Source organism: Hymenobacter sp. FMD4 (assembly GCF_058932745.1).
In genome coordinates, this window is record NZ_JBZYWH010000022.1 from 1 (window position 1) to 17,257 (window position 17,257).

The window sequence follows — 17,257 nt, forward strand, 5'->3', positions numbered from 1 at the left end:
ATAAGTAGCCTATAAACAGCTGGAATACAGAATTTCGTGGGTTGGAATAGCCATCGGGAACACCTGTAATGGAGCCATTGTAGCGCAGCCCTATGCTGGGGCCACTGCTTGCCTGGTAGCCTAAGCCGGCCACGTACCCGACTTCTAGCCTGCGAAAGCCTGCTGTGCCAGAAAAGGAATCCTTGCCGTACAACGAACTGTTTCGCGTGCCGTGAGCCCCAGCCAGGTACCCCAACTGCGGACCTGCTTCAAAGACGAACCCGTCGGCATTGATGCGCGCCAGCACGGGCAAATCAACGTAGTGCAGGCGTGTGGTGTAGTCGTCTACTACTCGCACGCCCTTCTGCGAGTACAGCAGCTCAGGCTGCACCGAGAAGAACCCATCCGAAGTAATGGCCGCGTTGAGCGTGAGGCCGCCGTGGGGCGTCACGATACTCTTGGTTCCGGCTAGGTGGGTGCCAGCGTAAGTGGCGAGTCCAACTCCGGCCTTCACGCCTAACTGTACTTGAGCTTGTGCTGCTACCCCTACGAACATGGCGAGGCCCAGCAGGAGTAAGTGTTTTTTCATAAAAGTGTCAAAGGTGGGGAAGAAATACCCTGGCTGAGGCCTAACGTCAGATGAAGCCAGGACTCAAGCGCAGAAGGCCAGTAACAAACCCATGTTAAGAGGCTGATAAGCGGACCCTCATAGATGGGTGATAGGCCTTCTATGTTCGCTCCAGAAGGTTAGTGTAATTATGGGAATCTTGGTCTTGCGGCGAAAACGGATTTAGGTTGCTCAAGCCTGCGAAGCTATAGATACGGTAGCCGAGCGAAAACTGCACTACGCTGATGCGCAGGTATACTTGCTCCGCCACATCAGAAGATTCCTAACAAGCAGAGAGCAAGTGGCCATTTAAGCTATCGAATGGATTTGCCTGGATCAGCAGTGCGGCAAATAGTAGATGATAAGAAGTAATTACCGGTTGAGAAACAGACGAGCTTAACCATGGTACTAAAAATGAAAAGCCCGGCCACGTAGCGTGTGCCGGACTTAAACTCTACTAAATTGATAAATGCTTAATCGTTGAGGAAAAAGCCGAGCTGGAACATGAAAGTGGAGTTGTAGGTCCGTTCCCGCAGTGGGAGTGCACCGTTGTAATCAGGGTTGCGCAAGCTGCGGAAGCCGGGGTTGTAACGAACTCCTATGCTGCCGGCGCCAAACTGGTAGCCCACTCCCACCACAGCACCTAGGTCAGACGAATTGTAGCGGTCCTTGCCTTTGGTGGTAACAGTTGTGGGGCCTGTTACTACCTCCTGCTTGGCACCAAGCAGCACCCCAACCTGTGGGCCTATCTCGAAAAAAGGCCCATCGGCCTTGAGCTTCAGTAGAATCGGAATGTCCAGGTAGTGAAGCGTAGTCGTGTAGGTAGTATTTAGCTGCTGGACTTCCACGCGCGAGCCTTTCAAGGAGTACAACAGCTCGGGCTGCAGGGCAAACATATCGGACAGGCCTAATTCCAAAGCCAAACCGGCATTGGGGCCTACGCGCAGCTTCGATTCATCCACGTCCTTGCCTGCGAAGTTGGCCAGGTTTACGCCCGCTTTCAATCCTACGCGCAGGCTTTGGCCGTGGGCGGCCGTGGCGCCCAAGCCCAATAGCGCGGCATACATCAGTTTCTTCATAGCGACTGGTGAAGGTACCGGGCGAAGGTAATACCGGCGCCGTAATCGGGGCGCCGGTAGGCGGCCACCCCGATTACGGCGCCTTATTGGTCCGATGAATTGCTAGAAATTAGCGGCCACCCAGCATAAAGCCGGCCGAGAGCATAAATACCGAGTTGCGGGCGTTGCGGAACTGGTCGCCCTGGTAGCCGCTCTTGGCATAGTCCGTGAAGGCGCCGTTGTAGCGTAGCCCTATCATGGGGCCGCTCTTGGCCTGAAAGCCAACTCCGGCCGCATAGCCTATCTCGCTGCGCTTCACATTATCGAGGTTGGAGTAATTCTGTGACGAAGCGTCGGGCTGGCCGTTACGCGTTACGCTGATATCGTCGCTGGCGCTGAGCAGGTAGCCGAACTGCGGGCCCAATTCAAAGAACAGGCCGCCCGCTTTGATTTTGGCCAGCACCGGAATATCGAGGTAATTGTAAGTAACCTTACCGGTGTAGCGGAACCGGTCGGTGCCGATGGTGATTTCGCGGTCGGCGTACTTAAAGCCTTTCTGGGAAAACAGAATTTCGGGCTGCAGGGACAGAAACCCGTCGCTGATGAGGCTTACGTTCAGCATCAGGCCTGCGTGCAGGCCTAACTTGCTCTCGTACTGATCTTCGTTGATCACATCGCCGGCCAGGTTGGAGTAGTTGGCGCCGGCTTTCACACCGATACGGATACCCTGGGCGTGGGCAGCAGGCGCAGCTAGCACGGTAAGCAGTAGCGCCAAGGCAAAGAAGAGTTGTTTCATAGCAGTAAGGATTTGGTGTCCGACGATCAGGGCTGCAGTTCAGTAGCCAATGAAAGCATACGTGAAATTTTATGTTTTGCTGTTATATCATTGAAAATCATGACATTAAAAATGTGTTAACAAAAACACCCGGCTCCTTTTCAGGAACCGGGCGCGTTTCATAGCTCAGAAATAAGAGGCGGTTATTTGCCGGCAATCAGGTAGCTCAATGAGAGCTGAAAGGCTGAGTGACGAGCGTTTTTCAGGTCGCCATTGAAGTAGTTTTGATTTTCTGGCTTCACAAAGTCGCTGAAGGCCCCGAGGTAGCGCAGGCCAATGCCCAAGCCACTATCGGTTTGGTAGCCCACGCCGGCCACGTAGCCCAACTCGCTCCGTTTCAGGCCGCTCACGTCGTTCTTGTTATCGGCTTCGCTGGTGGAGGTGCTGCCGTTGGGGTTGATGCGCGTGTACTTGGTTTCGTTGCTGGAGCTGAGCAAATACGAGAACTGGGGCCCGGCCTCAAAAATCAGCCCATCAGCATTGATTTTTAGCAACAGGGGCACATCCAAGTAGTTGTAGTTGACCTTGCCCTCGCGGCGCTCAGTAGTAGTGCCGATTACGGGCAGCGTGCGGGAATACTCCGTGGGTTTGTTTTCGAAACCCTTTTGTGAGTAAAGTACTTCAGGCTGAATGGATAGGAATCCGTCGCCGCTTAGGTCAGCGTTCAGGACTACGCCGCCCATAAAGCCGATCTTGTTGTTGTAAGTATTCTCGTTCTGGATGTTACCAGCGAGGTTGGAGTAGTTGGCACCGGCCCGAAGACCTAGGCGTACCTGCGCTTGGGCGGCGGGAGCAGCAGCGGCAGTAAGAGCAAGTGCCGAAAGGGCGAAAACAACTTTTTTCATGGTAAAAAGGCAGCTTCTAAGGTGGAAAAAGCAACTGCGATGATCAGTTGGGGGCCATAAACGTGCCAATTGGGTTTTGAGGTTTCCAGCACTATGCCGTTAGGTCTGTAAATGCCAGAGCCTCTGAGGAAAAAAATGGGCCGCTCCCGGTAGGAGCGGCCCATCAAAGTGGGTCGGCCAAAGATTGACTAGCGCCCTACGGGCAGCATGTAGCCTACTTGCAGCGTGAAAGCGTTATTAAAGGCCTTTGGTTCGTTGTCAGTGTTCTTGGTGTCGATCAGCGAGTTGAAACCACGGGCGTAGCGCAGGCCCAAGCTCAAGCCGCTTTCTGCCTGGAAGCCCAGACCAGCCACGCCACTGATGTCAAACTGTGCAAGGTCCGACTTGTATGCATCGTCGCGGGTTACGCCAGTATAGTCGAGGAAGCCGCTGTTGTCTTCCACCTTGTCTTTATCACCATTAGTGTATTTGGTGGTCGTTTGCGACTTATTCTTCGAGCCGAACAAGTAGCTCACCTGCGGACCGAGTTCGAAGAACAGACCACCAGCGTTGATTTTGGCTAGCAGCGGTACGTCGAGGTAGTGCAGTACGCGTGACTGCTCCTGCTCGTATTTCGATACGCCAGCGGGCAGGCCGGTCTTCTGGTCCGTTTCGATCTGGTAGCCTTTGCGGTTGTACAGCAGTTCGGGCTGGATAGAGAAGAATCCATCGTCGCTTATCGGAATTTGGAAGGCTAAGCCAGCATTATAGCCGAACTTGTATTTGCCGAGGCTAGTTTCGTAGTTGGCTCCCGTAATTTGCTGAACATTGTCGCCGGAAATGTTTGAGTAAGTTGCGCCGGCCTTCAAGCCGATGCGGAAACCGCCGGGGTCTTGAGCGTGGGCCAGCGAAACGGTAGCAAGAGTAGTAATAGCGAGGGCTGCAAACTTTTTCATGGTCAGGATATTGTCTGGATGTTGGGTGGCACTATTCCGTTAGCTCGGCATTTGTGGTAGCTACACGTGCAAGTTCAGGGCCTATTACGTCTGAAGCCTTCATGAATGTTGCGGTTAAATCATTTATTAATATTATTTCCATATATAATTTTGCTGTAACTGGATAAGAAAGACTGGTTTGTGCCTGTTTAGTGCCTTGTATAGCTAGGAGGCCTACTTTTGTGTTGGTACGTGCCGCCCTGCTTATGGTCATAACTTTTCGAGCCTTTCTTGTGTGCCTGATCATGCTCGGGAACGCGGCTGTGGTGCAGGCGCAGTTGCCGGCAGCCGATCGGGGGCCGTTGGTATTCGGGGCATATGGGCAAGGAGGCTTTATCATCGCGCACTCGCCGCGGGTAAAACACCTGGTCACGGCCCACCCCACAGGCTTTGAGCTAAATGTACAGCGCCAGCTGACTGGCCGCGCGCCGTGGCATGCTTGGTACCGCTACCCCAAAGTGGGCCTGGCCTTGGTGTATTATGATTACCACAACCCGCAGCTGGCGCAGTCTTACGCTGCCTCGCTGTACATGAATAAAGCCATTTGGCGCACCGAGCGACAGGAGCTGAACTTTCGATTGGGTACCGGCTTGGGCTACTTTCCGAAGCCTTTTGACTACGACACAAACCACAAGAACACTTTCGTTAGCTCGCGCCTGAACGCCACGCTGCAAATGCGTGCTGAGTACGATGTGGCCATTACGCCCAAGCTCGGCCTGCTAATGGCTGTAGCGCTGAATCACTATTCCAACGGGGCCACGGCCAAGCCCAACCTGGGGGTGAATATCCCTACGCTGGTGCTCGGGCTAAATTACCACCAGCAGCGCCAGCTAAAACCGTTGCTACCGAACCCTGACGACGAGCCCACGGACATCGGCAAGAACTTCCTTAACCTGAGCACCAGTGTCGGCTTCAAGGAGCGCAACGAATCGGACCGGCAGCGGTACTGGGTGAACTCAGTAACGGTGATGGGCGGCCGACGCGTCAACCGCAAAAGCAACCTGGTGGTGGGGCTGGAGGGCTTCTACGATCGGTCGCTACTGGCCGAGCAGCGCGACACGGCCCGCAATACCGACAACCTACCGGATGTGAAGAAAGCCGGTATCTTTTTCGGGCACGAACTGCTGTTTGGTCGACTGGCTTTCGGGGCGCACCTGGGCTTCTACCTCTACAATCCGTACAAGTCCAACAACTTCTATTACGAGCGACTGGCTCTGAAATACCACTTCACCGAGCGCCTGTTCGGCTCGCTCGATCTGAAAGTGCACCGCGGTTCGGCCGACGTAATCGAGTGGCGGGTAGGGGTGAAGCTGTAATTCTTCGGATGATCTACCAACGGCAACGCCGCCCCAATTTGGGGCGGCGTTGCCGTTGGTAGTCACGCTACCGGAATAAGTCGGGCTGCTATTCGGTTGGTGCGGCCGCTGGTTTTGGAGCAGTAGCGGTCTGGGCAGTAGCGCCAGTTGCTTTCTTCTGCTTGTGCGGCCGTTTCTTGCCGAAAGTACCAGCCGATAATTTGCCTTTGCGGGACTTCTTGTCTCCTTTACCCATAGTGAAGTAATCGTTTAGGGATGAATGAAAAGTGCCGACGACCAAATTAGTCGCTTCGAGCATTCAATTCAACCTACTGTACGCGTACCGTCTGGGCTAGTTGGCGGCACATGCGTTCCACCACGGCCGGGCCCTCGTAAATGAAGCCTGTGTAGAGCTGCACCAGCGAGGCGCCGGCCGCCAGCTTCTCCTGCGCATCTTCGGGCGTAAATATGCCGCCCACCCCGACGATGGGAAATGCGCCGGCTGAGTGCCGATGCAGGTAGCGGATAACCTCCGTAGCCCGCGCCCGCAGCGGAGTCCCGCTCAGCCCGCCCGCACCCATGTGCTCCACTTCCGGAGCTGGTGTACGGAGCCCGCCGCGTGCGATAGTCGTATTGGTGGCCACCACGCCGCTCAAGCCTGCTTCTTTGACAATGACGATGATGTCATCCAACTGCTCGTCCGTCAGGTCGGGCGCTATTTTGAGCAACAGCGGCCGGGCCGTGCGCTGGGCGTGATTAGCGCGTTGCACGGCCCGCAACAGGGCCAGCAATGGCTCACGCTCCTGCAGCTGCCGCAGCCCCGGCGTATTCGGCGACGATACGTTCACCACGAAGTAGTCCACCGTGTCGTGCAGGGCCTGCACGCAGGCCACGTAATCGGCGGCCGCTTGCTCGTTGGGCGTGTCTTTGTTCTTGCCGATGTTGCCGCCGATGATAATATCCGTCTGGCGCTTGCGCAGGCGCGCCGCGGCCGCGGCGGCACCGCCGTTGTTGAAGCCCATGCGGTTGATCAGGGCCTGATCGGTGGGCAAGCGAAACAGGCGCGGCGCGGCGTTGCCAGGCTGCGGCAGTGGCGTAACGGTGCCTATTTCCACGTGCCCAAACCCCAGGGCGGCTAGTTCATCTACCCGCAAAGCATCTTTATCAAACCCCGCCGCCAGCCCGATAGGGTTCTTGAATTTCAAGCCAAACACCTCCCGCTCCAGATTGGGATGCTCGTAGCTGAAACGGATGTTCAGCAGGTCCTTGACCAATGGTACTTTACCCGCTACGCCCAGCGCCCCAAAGGTGAAGTGGTGGGCCTGTTCGGGCGTAAGCTGAAACAGCAGCGGACGCAGAAGATGTTGGTACATAGTGGGTGTTATCAGTGCTTGACTACCAGTCGTCGGTGGTTAGCCGACAGCTGCCAGCCAACAACTGACAACCTCTAAATTACCCCGCCCAGCCTTCGCGGTCGAGGCTGCGGTACTGAATGGCCTCGGCCAGGTGTTCGATGCGAATTTCCTCGGTGCCCGCCAGATCAGCGATGGTGCGCGACACTTTCAGAATGCGGTCGTAGGCGCGTGCCGAAAGACCAAGGCGCTCCATCGCCGTTTTGAGCAAGGTGCGCCCGGCCGGGTTAATTTGGCAGATGTCCTTCACCATCTGCGAGGGCATCATGGCGTTGGAGTGGATGTCGGGGAAGTCTTTAAAGCGCTCGGCTTGCACTTGCCGGGCCTTGTCCACGCGCTCCTGAATATTAGCACTGCTTTCGGCGCGGCGCGTTTCGGTCATCTGATCGAAGGTAACCGGCGTCACTTCCACATGCAGATCAATGCGGTCGAGCAAAGGCCCGCTGACCTTGTTCAGGTAGCGCTGCACGATGCCGGGGCCGCACACGCAGTCCTTTTCGGGGTGATTATAGTAGCCGCACGGGCACGGGTTCATACTAGCTATGAGCATAAAGTTGGCCGGAAAATCAATGCTGACTTTGGCCCGCGAAATAGTCACGCGGCGCTCCTCCAGTGGCTGGCGCATGACTTCCAGCACAGTACGCTTAAACTCGGGCAGCTCGTCGAGAAATAGCACACCATTGTGGGCCAGCGAGATTTCGCCGGGCTGCGGGTTGCCACCACCACCCACCAGCGCCACGTCCGAAATGGTGTGGTGCGGGGAGCGGAAAGGCCGGGTGTTCAGCAGGGAGGAGTTGACGCCGAGCTTGCCAGCTACCGAGTGGATTTTGGTGGTTTCCAGCGCCTCGTGCATGCTCAGCGGCGGCAGGATGCTGGGCAGGCGCTTGGCCAACATGGTTTTGCCGGCGCCGGGCGGTCCGATCATGATGACATTGTGCCCACCGGCCGCAGCTATTTCCAAGGCGCGTTTGATATTTTCCTGGCCCTGCACGTCGGCAAAGTCGGCGGCGTACTGGTTGGCGGAGTGCTGAAAGACGTCGCGCGTATCCACCTTCAGCGGCTCGATGACGGTACGGCCCTCGAAAAAGTCGATGGCCTCCTGCATGGTCCCGACGGGAATCACGTCAAGGTTGTTGACGATGGCAGCTTCGGTGGCGTTCTGCTTCGGTAGCACAATGCCCTTGAAACCTTCCTTGCGGGCCTGAATGGCGATTGGCAGGACGCCTTTGATGGGCCGCAGCTCGCCATCCAGCGCCAACTCGCCCATGATGATGTAGTCGCTGAGCTTGTCGCCATTCATCTGCTGCGAGGCGTGCAGAATGCCCAGCGCGATGGGCAGATCGTAGGCCGAGCCCTCCTTGCGGATGTCGGCTGGGGCCATGTTTACCACCACCTTGGTGCGCGGCATATTGTAACCCCGCATGCGCATGGCAGCCTCAATGCGCTGCTGACTTTCCTTAATGGCATTGTCGGGCAGCCCGACAACGTAAAAGTTCATGCCCTGAGATACAACTACTTCAATCGTAATAGTGTAGGCGTTGACGCCCTGCACGGCGGAGCCGTAGGTTTTGGTAACCATCAGGATAATAAACTGCGGAATTCGTCGGCGAAGATAACGCTTTGGGGCCGCGCAGTTGTAGGGATTATGCGTGGTATTAGTCGTATTCGCCTAACTCTTCATCCGATAATAAGAAGGGTGAACTATCAGCATGCAGTCCCACTCCACTCAGGTATTTGCGGTAGAAGAAAAACCGCAGACTGCGAGTCAATTCAAAGACTATGTGCCGCTCTTCATGAAAAATATTACGCCACCAGCCACCACGAACCTCTTGCCCTGCAATGAGCACACTGAAGTTGCCATAGTCAGGAAGCTGCCTGATAGCAGCGCTTCCTGTAGCTAGCAAAGCTTGAGCCTGTTCGTCAACAGCTTGTTGATAAAGAAAATCAAGCTTGTGCATGACTACTTCGTCAGCTGCTCAATCAGCAGGATCAACGTGTGAATCACCTTTATGTGAATTTCCTGAATGCGGTCGGCGTAGCCGGAATGCGGGGCGCGAATTTCCACATCGGCCAGGCCAGCTAGCGGGCCGCCGTCTTTGCCGGTGAGGGCTACTACGGTCATGCCGGCGGCTTTGGCAGCTTCGGCGGCGCGTAATACGTTGGGCGAGTGGCCGCTGGTGCTTATGGCCAGCAGCACGTCGCCGGGACGGCCGAGGGCCTGCACGTAGCGGCTGAACACGTACTCGTAGCCGTAGTCATTGGCTACGCAGCTCATGTGCGAGGCTTCGGTGAGGGCAATGGCAGCCAGGGCTGGGCGGTCCTGGCGGTAGCGGCCCGAGAGTTCTTCGGCGAAGTGCTGGGCGTCGCACAAAGAGCCGCCGTTGCCGCAGCTCAGGAGCTTGCCGCCGCCCCGGAGGCTATCAGCCATGAGGCGGGCGGCCTGCTCGATGCGGGCAAGGTTTTGGGGCTCGGCCAGAAAACGGTCGAGAACGGTGCGGGCTTCCGTGAGTTCGGCCCGGATGAGGTCGGTGAGGGTATCTGCCACGCGGCAAAGTTACACGGCCGGCCGGTCGTTCGGGTACTGCTGGGGCGTGTTGGGGTGTACTACCGTGGGCGGAATGGCGCTGGGCGGCAAGTCGGCCGCGGAGGGTGGCGGCACGGCCGTGCGCGGCGCATCTTCATCGGCCATGGGTCGGGGAGGAGCGGTGGAGTAAGCCGGGTCGGCATCGGCTACCACGGGCGGGCGCGTAGCGGTAGTGCGGGCAATGGTATTGGGAGCGGGTTGGGGCACCACAGGGGCGGTGGTAGCCACCATGGGTTCGGGGCGTGGCACGGTGGTACCGCCGATGCGGGCATCCCGGTCGCGCTGATCCATTTGGTAGTCGTAGAGCTTGGCTTTCAGCTCATTGATTTTGCCTTCGTAACGGGAGGCGTCGCGACGTAGGGCCACGGTATAAGCGTTTTCGGTAAGCAGCTGAAGCAGGAGCAAGCCGGCGCCGATCAACGACCACGTAAACCAGAAATCAGCGGGGCTGCTGTTAAACATGCTCATCATGGCGTCGCGGGCGCCGCCGGTCACCACAAAGAGTATGGTGAGCAGCAAGTAAATCATCACCAGCACAGTGACTATTCGACGGAGGGCTAACATGGCGAAGGAGGGTTAGGGGAGAGGCGTCGCCCGAATGGTTACGCCGCGGAAATATATCCCTTTACGCATGGTGGCCCGAAGAAGTGGCGCCTAGTAGGGCTTGGTGTAGCGCTGCAAGGCTGGTGGCCGCCTGCGGAGCTGCCGGTGTCACTTGGCGGAACAGTCCAAAATGATGGCTTGACGGAGCCCGTGCAGTACCATTGGGCTTCGCACGACTGCCGGGATGCGCACTAACTACGCTAGTGCCGGGTTGCCTTGCATGCGACTTAGGCGGGCGTAGAGGCCATTTGGCTGGTTCAGCAGCTCATCGTGGGTGCCGCGCTCCACAATGCGGCCCTGCTGCAGCACCACAATTTCATCGGCGTGCTGCACGGTGCTGAGACGGTGGGCAATGACGATGGAGGTCCGGTTCTCCATCAGGCGCGTCAGCGCTTCCTGGACCAGCTTTTCGCTTTCGGTATCGAGGGCAGAGGTGGCTTCGTCGAGGATGAGGATGGGCGGGTTGCGCAGGATGGCACGGGCGATGCTCAGGCGCTGGCGCTGCCCGCCTGAAAGGCGCGTGCCCCGGTCCCCAATGACGGTATTGTAGCCCTCGGGCGACGCTACGATGAACTCGTGGGCATTGGCAATTTTGGCGGCCTCGATTACCTCCTGCTCCGTGGCGTCCTGCTTGTTGAAGCGGATGTTGTTGAAAATGGTGTCGTTGAACAGAATGCTTTCCTGCGTGACAATGCCCATCTGGTCGCGTACGGAATGCAGCGTACAGTCGCGCAGGTCCACGCCATCGATGAGGATCTGGCCAGCGGTGGGGTCGTAAAAGCGCGGCACGAGGTCAGCCAGGGTGCTTTTGCCGCCACCGGAGGGACCCACCAAGGCAATGGTTTTGCCCTTGCGAATACGCAAGTTGATGTCTTGCAATACCGTTCGTTCGCCGTAGCCAAAGGATACATCACGGAACTCCACCTCACCTGCAAACGGGGGTAGTACCCGGGCGCCAGGCTTGTCCTGGATGGTAGGCTCGGTATCGATAATTGACAGTACCCGCTCCCCGGCTACCAGGCCGCGCTGAATGTTGCTGAAAGCCGAGGACAGCGCCTTGGCTGGCACCAGCACCTGCGAAAAGAGCACGATGTAGGTAATAAAGTTGGCGGCCGTCAGATCGGATTCGCCGCCGAGCACCAGCGTGCCGCCGAAGTAGAGCAGTGCCGCCACCACCGACACACCCGAAAACTCCGAGAAAGGCGAAGCCAGGTCGCGGGTATTGTCGATGCTGCGCTGGGTGCGGGCGTACTGCTCGTTCTGGTCGTGAAACTTGCCGAGGATGTACGGCTCGGCGTTGAACGCTTTGATAACGCGCACGCCGCCCAGCGTTTCATCAATCACCGACAGCATGGAGCCCAGTGTCTTTTGACTTTGCTGGGCCTGCCGGCGCAGTCGCTTGGAAATCCCGGCAATCAGCCCGCCCGAAATCGGCAGCAGAATGAGCGTAAACAAGGTCAGCTTCACCGACATGAAGAACAGCACCGCGAAGAAGCTGATGATGGCCAGCGGCTCCCGGATAACGGCCGTGAGTGAGTTGACGACTGAAGTTTCTACTTCCTGCACGTCGTTGGTAAAGCGCGACATCAGGTCACCTTTCTGCGAGGAGGTAAAGTAGCCCAGCTGCAACTGCGTCACGCGCTGGTAGAGAGCGGCGCGCAGGTTGCGAATCACGCGGGCGCGCACTTTGGCCAGCAGGCGCAAGCCGAGGTAGCGGAAGACATTGCTTAGAAATACCGACGCAATCAGCAGCATACACACCCACGCCAGGGCGCCGAGCTTGCCTTGCGTTTCGACTACTTCGCGGAAGTGGTACTTGAATGTGTCGGTGACGAATGACAAAGAGGGCGTAAAGGCCGGGGGCGTGGCCGGCACCTCGACCAGCATCTTGCCGGTGGTGTCGAACAGGATATTGAGCAGCGGAATCAGCATGCCGAAGTTGGCAATACCGAAAAAGATGCCCAGCACAGTGAAGAGGATGTACTGGGGTAGGAAATCGGCGTACGGCCGAGCAAAACGCAGAATGCGGAGGTAAGTCTTCATCGGAACCACAAAGGTAACCGGCATTTACCGGGTGCGCAGGCAGCCCGGAGGCTGCGAGCAACCGAGTCGGCTTAAGCAGCGGACGCAAAAGGCCAGCATTTTACCTTAAATGTGTCTAACCCGAGGAACACGAAGAATGCAGTGGGCTTTCCGGCGCCGTGGCACTGCTAGCGGCGAGCTGCACATGCCAGAACAACATTGGTCTTGTGCCAAAAAGAATGGAGCCACGACTTGGGAGTCGTGGCTCCACGCCATTCAATCGCTACTAAAGCATGACAACGTCGATTAAAACTCGTGTAGACGCTGAGCTGCGTTCCAACGCAACGATACCGATGGGATGGCCGCGCGACCGTACAGGTTGGAGTCGCGGACGATAAGCTTGGCGTCGAACCACAGGTTGTGGCGGGCCTGCCAGGTGGCGGTGAAGTCGCCGTGGAGCAGCTCGTGGCGTAGGCCGCTGCCCACGCTGAAGCCGAAGTCCTGCGGGCGGGTGTTGTAGGACTGCAGCACATTGCCACCGTAGTTGATTACGCGCGGCGGATTGCTAAGCGGATCAACAAGGTCGAGACCCTGTACCGCGTAAAAAGCCTTGCCGACTAAGGTGAGGCGGGGTAAAGGCTGATACGCCAGCTGGCCAAAGATTTCGCGCACGTTGGCGCCCATCGGGTGCGCCAAGGGCTGACCGTAGTGCTGGTAATTGCGGTACTGATCGACGTGCTGGTACGTAAACGGACGGATGTAATTGAATTCTACCTGCAGGTCCAGATTGCGTAGGCCGGCTACGTCAATGTACTTGCCGCCAAGCTGGATAGCTTGTTTATTGGCCCACCAGCCGTTGCCTTCGCGCACGCGGCTGAGCAGGAATTCATCGAGCACCAGCTGGCCGTACACCTGACCGCGGCGCAGGATATTCCACTTGAAATCAGCACCAAGTAGCGCGTTGTCGTTGGAGCCGACGGCCTGTTCCACGGCACGGTAGAAAATCAACGGATTCAGGTATTGCAGCTCAAACCGTCCCTTGCCCCGGCCAAACATTACCGACTCGAACACGCCCACATTCAACGAAGGCGTGATGTCCACGCTCAGGTGGTGCAACGCCATGTACTTCTTTTGGAAGATGGTGTCGCGGTTTTCCCGCTGCGTGGTCATCTCCGCAAAGACGTTCTGGTAATTCAGCTTCCAGATACGCGTGTTCAGCTTCAGGAAAAAGTACGGCGCCGAGAAATCTGAGAGAATCAGCGAGCGGTAGCCGTTGCCGATGAAGTTACGGTCGTGGCCCAGCTGCACGTTGATGTGCTTGGTAGCAGCGTAGGTGATATAGCCCCGGGCCGTAATGAAGTCGTACTGATCCTGCTTGTTTTTGAAGAACTTCCAATAGCCCTCGTGCGGCACCGCGTTGTCACGCTGGGTGCGCACCTGCACATATTCCGGGACGGCTGTTTGGGTTTCGGCGATGGAGGTGTAGAACCCCAGGCGCTTGTCGATGCTGCCCTCTACCTGCACGCCGCGGGTATTCACGAAGCGCAACCCTTCGCTGTCGGTGTCGCGACCAACTTGAAAGTGAATGACCGGATTCACGCGGAGCGTGAAGTCCGGTGTTTGCACGGTGAAGAGGTCGGCCGGATTGCGGTAAAAGCGCTTCAGCAGCGGCCGCTGGCCTACGTTCTGCGCTTGCAGGGCCGGGTCGGTGATGTAGGGCCAGTTGTCGCGCTGAAGGTAGCGTAGGTTGAAGCGGTCGGCCCGAGAGAGGGGCTGCGGCAGGGCGGCAGTGTCCTGGGCCGCCCGCTCAGCCAGGCGCGCCACGGCGGCGCGGTTGAACGGCCGGGTGGACGTATGCACGTCGCCTAGCGTATCGATGCCGTACTTAATGGTGTAGCGGTCGATGATGCGGTACACGTCCTGATCGAGGGGTACGTATACGGGGGCCTGCAGCGGCGTTTCCTGCTCCGTTACATCGATGCGAGAGGCGGCCGGCGCAACAGGGGGCGTGGTTTCTACAGTCCCCGGCTGTGCCACGGGCGGCAGCGGGGCAGGCGTCCGAACGGAGTCAGGCACTTGCTGAGCAAAGGTGGGGACAGCCGGCAATAGCGCCAGCCAGAGCCAAAAGAAGCGTTGATTCATATCGTTGAGGTAGGCCGCTAGCATACGCACGCCGCTCCGGCGAAGCTACAACTCCGCATGGAAATCGTACGGGGCAAGGCTAACCCGCGGGCAGTTCCTAGATTTGTTTTCCGCAACCTGCCCCTGCCATGAGCGCCCAACCTACCATCGTGCTGCTGCACGGCTTCGCCGAAAGCCGTGAAATCTGGACCAGCTTCACCCGTGACTTTCCCGACGAATACCGCCTCATCACGCCCAATCTGCTCGGTTTCGGTACTAATATCCACGACGTGCGCGACTTCTCTATGGAAGCTCAGGCCCGATACCTGGCGGAGTACCTGCGCCAGCGCAACGTGGAACGGGCCTTGCTGGTGTGCCACAGCATGGGGGGCTATGCGGCCCTGGCCTTTGCGGAGCGCTACCCCAACATGGTGGCCGGGCTGTGCCTGTTCCACTCCACGGCTCTGCCCGATGCGGAAGAAAAGAAAGCCAACCGCGACAAGAACATCGACTTCATCCGCCGCCACGGGGTGGAAAGGTTTATGGATTCCTTCGTCCGGCCGCTGTTTGCACCCTCCAACCGCGAAACGCTGATCGACGAGCGGTGCTTTCTGGAAGATATCGGTAAGGCCACGCCCGAAGCCAGCATCATCGGCTCCTTGCAGGCCATGAAAAACCGCCCCGACCGTACCCACGTGCTGCGCGAGGCGCGCTACCCGGTGCAGTTCATCATCGGCAAGGCTGACGTGGCCGTGACGGTGGAAAGCCTGTTGCCTCAGATTAGTTTGCCCACCGAAAGCCACGTGCTCATTCTGGATGAGGTAGGGCACGTCGGCTATTTCGAGCAGCCCGATATTACGCGCAGGGCCGTGCTGGATTTCGCCGGGCGGGTGTTTGAACGGGAGCAGGATTAGCACGGCGGCGCGGGGCATTCGTGCGTATGAGCTGGTTATGGATCGACCCCGTCCCGCTCTGCTCTTCGTGCACGGCTACCTGGAAAGCTGCGAAATCTGGACCGAATTCGTGCAGCCATTGTCGGCTAGCTACCAAGTGCTGTGTCCTAATCTGCCTGGCTATGGCCCCGAGGCTGTCCCCGTCGAAGACTATTCCTTGGAAGCGGCCGCTGACTTTCTGCGCCAGCAGCTTACCGACGCTGGCATAGGCCAAGTCCTGCTCGTGGGTCATAGCATGGGCGGCTACGTAGCGTTGGCTTTCGCCGAAAAGTATCCCGCACTGGTGGCGGGTTTGTGCTTGTTTCACTCCTCCTCCTTGCCCGATACCGACGACGACCGGGCGCGGCGCGAACGAAACCGAGCTTTCATCGAGGAACACGGCGTCAAGGCTTTCGCCGATGAGTTTCTGAAGCCGCAGCTGGCAGCAGAGCACCGCGAGTCGATGGAGCACCACGTAGAATTGCTCAAAACCATTGCCGCTGGCGTATCACGGGCAACGGCGTTGGGAAGCCTCGAGGCCATGGCTCAGCGCCCCGACCGCCGCGACGTACTGGAAAAAGCCACATTCCCGGTGCTGTTCATCGCCGGCAAAGATGACCGCGCCGTGCCTCCCGAGAAAACGCACGAGGAAAGCCTGCTGCCCGATCATAGCATGGTGCTCTGGCTAGCCAACGTCGGGCACCTCGGTTTTGTGGAGCGCCCCGACGCTACCCGTCGGGCTGTGGAAGGCTTCGCTGAATTGGTATACAAGCAGTAATGCCCCGGCTCGTGATGAGCCGGGGCATTACTGCTTAGGTAGATATCAAAAGCCGAGTATAGCTTACTGGATAGTACCCGTGCGTAGCTATGCGGCTTTAGCTGATGGAGCAGGAGCAGACCGCGCCTACAGCCGAGAAGCGGCTGCGGAGGTCTATTTCAGCAATCCAGCCTTCAGCATGTACTCCGCAATTTGCACCGCATTGGTCGCGGCGCCCTTGCGCAGGTTGTCGGCCACTACCCACATATTCAGCGTGTTCGGCTGCGATTCGTCGCGGCGCAAACGGCCCACAAGTACGGCGTCTTTGCCGTGGGCGTCTTTGGGCATGGGGTAGCGGTTGTTGGCCGGGTCGTCGACTACCTCCACGCCTTCCGTCTGCTCCAGCAGGCGGCGTACTTCAGCCAAGTCAAAGTCCTTGGCAAATTCCACGTTGATCGACTCGGAGTGGCCGCCCATTACCGGGATGCGCACCGTGGTGGCCGTGACGCGGATGGTGTCGTCGCCCATGATTTTCTTGGTCTCCTTCACCATCTTCATCTCCTCCTTGGTGTAGCCGTTGTCCTCGAACACGTCGATGTGCGGCAGCACGTTCAGGTCGATGCGGTGCGGATACGCCTGCGAGGTTACCTCGCCGCCGGCGCGTTCCTGCATGAGTTGGTCCACAGCTTTTTTACCAGTGCCGGTCACGCTCTGGTAGGTGCTTACCACCACGCGCTCAACTTTGTACGCTTCGTGCAGCTTGCTCAGCGCTACCACCATTTGAATAGTGGAGCAGTTGGGATTGGCAATGATTTTATCTTCCGGCGTAAGCACGTGGGCATTTACCTCGGGCACTACCAGCTTCTTGGTAGGGTCCATGCGCCAAGCCGAGGAGTTATCGATAACGACGGTGCCTACTTCGGCGAAACGCGGCGCCAATTCTTTCGATACCGAGCCGCCGGCCGAGAAAATGGCCACTGCCGGCCGTGCCGCAATGGCATCGTCCATGCTCACCACTTGGAAGGGCTGGCCTTTGAAATGGATAATCTGGCCTACCGATTTCTCGGAGGCTACGGGCAGTAACTCGGTGACGGGGAAGTTGCGCTCTTCGAGCACTTTAAGCATCTCGCCACCTACCAAACCGGTGGCGCCTACGACGGCTACTTTCATCTTCAGAATCAACAAAATGACGCTTTAAATAAAGCGGTGCGCAAAAGTCGGGAAAAGGCAGCT

General features: G+C 57.9%; 17 protein-coding genes. 3 read left to right on the forward strand and 14 right to left on the reverse strand.

Translation table 11 applies throughout. From position 1 onward, the window contains the following. From AC5FXY_RS17305 to AC5FXY_RS17325, 5 genes are all read right to left on the reverse strand, one after another. Positions 1-568 (reverse strand): porin family protein (locus AC5FXY_RS17305; protein ID WP_493557964.1); only part of this gene is annotated, 568 nt, incomplete at its 3' end. Between the two features lie 491 nt (positions 569-1,059). Further along, positions 1,060-1,665, reverse strand: coding sequence for a porin family protein (locus AC5FXY_RS17310; protein ID WP_493557965.1), 606 nt, complete (start codon positions 1,663-1,665; stop codon positions 1,060-1,062). Positions 1,666-1,774: 109 nt separating this feature from the next. Beyond that, entirely contained in the window at positions 1,775-2,440 is a 666-nt protein-coding gene (locus tag AC5FXY_RS17315; RefSeq protein ID WP_493557966.1) for a porin family protein, read from the reverse strand. A 182-nt stretch (positions 2,441-2,622) separates the two neighbouring features. Continuing rightward, positions 2,623-3,324: a porin family protein gene (locus AC5FXY_RS17320; RefSeq protein ID WP_493557967.1), complete on the reverse strand. Its 702-nt coding sequence runs from the start codon at positions 3,322-3,324 to the stop codon at positions 2,623-2,625. A gap of 188 nt (positions 3,325-3,512) precedes the next feature. After that, a complete protein-coding gene (locus AC5FXY_RS17325; protein ID WP_493557968.1) occupies positions 3,513-4,259 on the reverse strand; it encodes a porin family protein in 747 nt (248 codons plus the stop codon). 245 nt (positions 4,260-4,504) lie between these two features. Between AC5FXY_RS17325 and AC5FXY_RS17330 the strand changes: the two genes are divergently transcribed. Further along, positions 4,505-5,614, forward strand: a complete 1,110-nt coding sequence (locus AC5FXY_RS17330) for an acyloxyacyl hydrolase (RefSeq protein WP_493557969.1) — start codon at positions 4,505-4,507, stop codon at positions 5,612-5,614. Positions 5,615-5,702: 88 nt separating this feature from the next. Here the strand turns inward: AC5FXY_RS17330 and AC5FXY_RS17335 are convergent, their stop codons facing one another. The 8 genes from AC5FXY_RS17335 to AC5FXY_RS17370 all read right to left on the reverse strand — a co-directional run bounded on the left by AC5FXY_RS17335 (position 5,703) and on the right by AC5FXY_RS17370 (position 14,356). Further along, complete coding sequence (locus tag AC5FXY_RS17335; protein ID WP_493557970.1) at positions 5,703-5,912, reverse strand: 30S ribosomal protein THX; 210 nt, start codon at positions 5,910-5,912, stop codon at positions 5,703-5,705. 10 nt (positions 5,913-5,922) lie between these two features. Further along, on the reverse strand, positions 5,923-6,966 hold the full coding sequence (locus AC5FXY_RS17340; protein ID WP_493557971.1) for a quinone-dependent dihydroorotate dehydrogenase: 1,044 nt from the start codon (positions 6,964-6,966) through the stop codon (positions 5,923-5,925). A 79-nt stretch (positions 6,967-7,045) separates the two neighbouring features. Then, positions 7,046-8,584, reverse strand: coding sequence for a YifB family Mg chelatase-like AAA ATPase (locus tag AC5FXY_RS17345; protein WP_493557972.1), 1,539 nt, complete (start codon positions 8,582-8,584; stop codon positions 7,046-7,048). Between the two features lie 76 nt (positions 8,585-8,660). Beyond that, positions 8,661-8,963, reverse strand: a complete 303-nt coding sequence (locus AC5FXY_RS17350) for a hypothetical protein (RefSeq protein WP_493557973.1) — start codon at positions 8,961-8,963, stop codon at positions 8,661-8,663. 2 nt (positions 8,964-8,965) lie between these two features. Then, positions 8,966-9,550 carry a D-sedoheptulose 7-phosphate isomerase gene (gene lpcA / locus AC5FXY_RS17355; RefSeq protein ID WP_493557974.1) on the reverse strand — a complete coding sequence of 195 codons (585 nt, stop codon included), beginning with the start codon at positions 9,548-9,550 and terminating at the stop codon, positions 8,966-8,968. 9 nt (positions 9,551-9,559) lie between these two features. After that, positions 9,560-10,153: a hypothetical protein gene (locus AC5FXY_RS17360; protein WP_493557975.1), complete on the reverse strand. Its 594-nt coding sequence runs from the start codon at positions 10,151-10,153 to the stop codon at positions 9,560-9,562. Positions 10,154-10,387: 234 nt separating this feature from the next. Further along, entirely contained in the window at positions 10,388-12,235 is a 1,848-nt protein-coding gene (locus tag AC5FXY_RS17365) for an ABC transporter ATP-binding protein (protein ID WP_493557976.1), read from the reverse strand. A gap of 285 nt (positions 12,236-12,520) precedes the next feature. Further along, on the reverse strand, positions 12,521-14,356 hold the full coding sequence (locus AC5FXY_RS17370) for a capsule assembly Wzi family protein (RefSeq protein ID WP_493557977.1): 1,836 nt from the start codon (positions 14,354-14,356) through the stop codon (positions 12,521-12,523). 128 nt (positions 14,357-14,484) lie between these two features. Between AC5FXY_RS17370 and AC5FXY_RS17375 the strand changes: the two genes are divergently transcribed. Both AC5FXY_RS17375 and AC5FXY_RS17380 read left to right on the forward strand, forming a co-directional pair. Continuing rightward, positions 14,485-15,249, forward strand: coding sequence for an alpha/beta fold hydrolase (locus AC5FXY_RS17375; RefSeq protein WP_493557978.1), 765 nt, complete (start codon positions 14,485-14,487; stop codon positions 15,247-15,249). 37 nt (positions 15,250-15,286) lie between these two features. Next, entirely contained in the window at positions 15,287-16,045 is a 759-nt protein-coding gene (locus AC5FXY_RS17380) for an alpha/beta fold hydrolase (protein ID WP_493557979.1), read from the forward strand. A gap of 153 nt (positions 16,046-16,198) precedes the next feature. Here the strand turns inward: AC5FXY_RS17380 and AC5FXY_RS17385 are convergent, their stop codons facing one another. Further along, complete coding sequence (locus tag AC5FXY_RS17385) at positions 16,199-17,194, reverse strand: aspartate-semialdehyde dehydrogenase (protein ID WP_493557980.1); 996 nt, start codon at positions 17,192-17,194, stop codon at positions 16,199-16,201. Between the last annotated feature and the right edge of the window lie 63 nt (positions 17,195-17,257).

What these genes read in the sequence shown, in the direction of transcription:
- AC5FXY_RS17310 (WP_493557965.1), bottom strand. Translation starts at nt 1,665, where the DNA reads ATGAAGAAACTGATGTATGCCGCGCTATTGGGCTTGGGCGCCACGGCC.
- AC5FXY_RS17315 (WP_493557966.1), bottom strand. Translation starts at nt 2,440, where the DNA reads ATGAAACAACTCTTCTTTGCCTTGGCGCTACTGCTTACCGTGCTAGCT.
- AC5FXY_RS17320 (WP_493557967.1), bottom strand. Translation starts at nt 3,324, where the DNA reads ATGAAAAAAGTTGTTTTCGCCCTTTCGGCACTTGCTCTTACTGCCGCT.
- AC5FXY_RS17325 (WP_493557968.1), bottom strand. Translation starts at nt 4,259, where the DNA reads ATGAAAAAGTTTGCAGCCCTCGCTATTACTACTCTTGCTACCGTTTCG.
- AC5FXY_RS17330 (WP_493557969.1), top strand. Translation starts at nt 4,505, where the DNA reads ATGGTCATAACTTTTCGAGCCTTTCTTGTGTGCCTGATCATGCTCGGG.
- AC5FXY_RS17335 (WP_493557970.1), bottom strand. Translation starts at nt 5,912, where the DNA reads ATGCTCGAAGCGACTAATTTGGTCGTCGGCACTTTTCATTCATCCCTA.
- AC5FXY_RS17340 (WP_493557971.1), bottom strand. Translation starts at nt 6,966, where the DNA reads ATGTACCAACATCTTCTGCGTCCGCTGCTGTTTCAGCTTACGCCCGAA.
- AC5FXY_RS17345 (WP_493557972.1), bottom strand. Translation starts at nt 8,584, where the DNA reads ATGGTTACCAAAACCTACGGCTCCGCCGTGCAGGGCGTCAACGCCTAC.
- AC5FXY_RS17350 (WP_493557973.1), bottom strand. Translation starts at nt 8,963, where the DNA reads ATGCACAAGCTTGATTTTCTTTATCAACAAGCTGTTGACGAACAGGCT.
- AC5FXY_RS17360 (WP_493557975.1), bottom strand. Translation starts at nt 10,153, where the DNA reads ATGTTAGCCCTCCGTCGAATAGTCACTGTGCTGGTGATGATTTACTTG.
- AC5FXY_RS17365 (WP_493557976.1), bottom strand. Translation starts at nt 12,235, where the DNA reads ATGAAGACTTACCTCCGCATTCTGCGTTTTGCTCGGCCGTACGCCGAT.
- AC5FXY_RS17370 (WP_493557977.1), bottom strand. Translation starts at nt 14,356, where the DNA reads ATGAATCAACGCTTCTTTTGGCTCTGGCTGGCGCTATTGCCGGCTGTC.
- AC5FXY_RS17375 (WP_493557978.1), top strand. Translation starts at nt 14,485, where the DNA reads ATGAGCGCCCAACCTACCATCGTGCTGCTGCACGGCTTCGCCGAAAGC.
- AC5FXY_RS17380 (WP_493557979.1), top strand. Translation starts at nt 15,287, where the DNA reads ATGGATCGACCCCGTCCCGCTCTGCTCTTCGTGCACGGCTACCTGGAA.
- AC5FXY_RS17385 (WP_493557980.1), bottom strand. Translation starts at nt 17,194, where the DNA reads ATGAAAGTAGCCGTCGTAGGCGCCACCGGTTTGGTAGGTGGCGAGATG.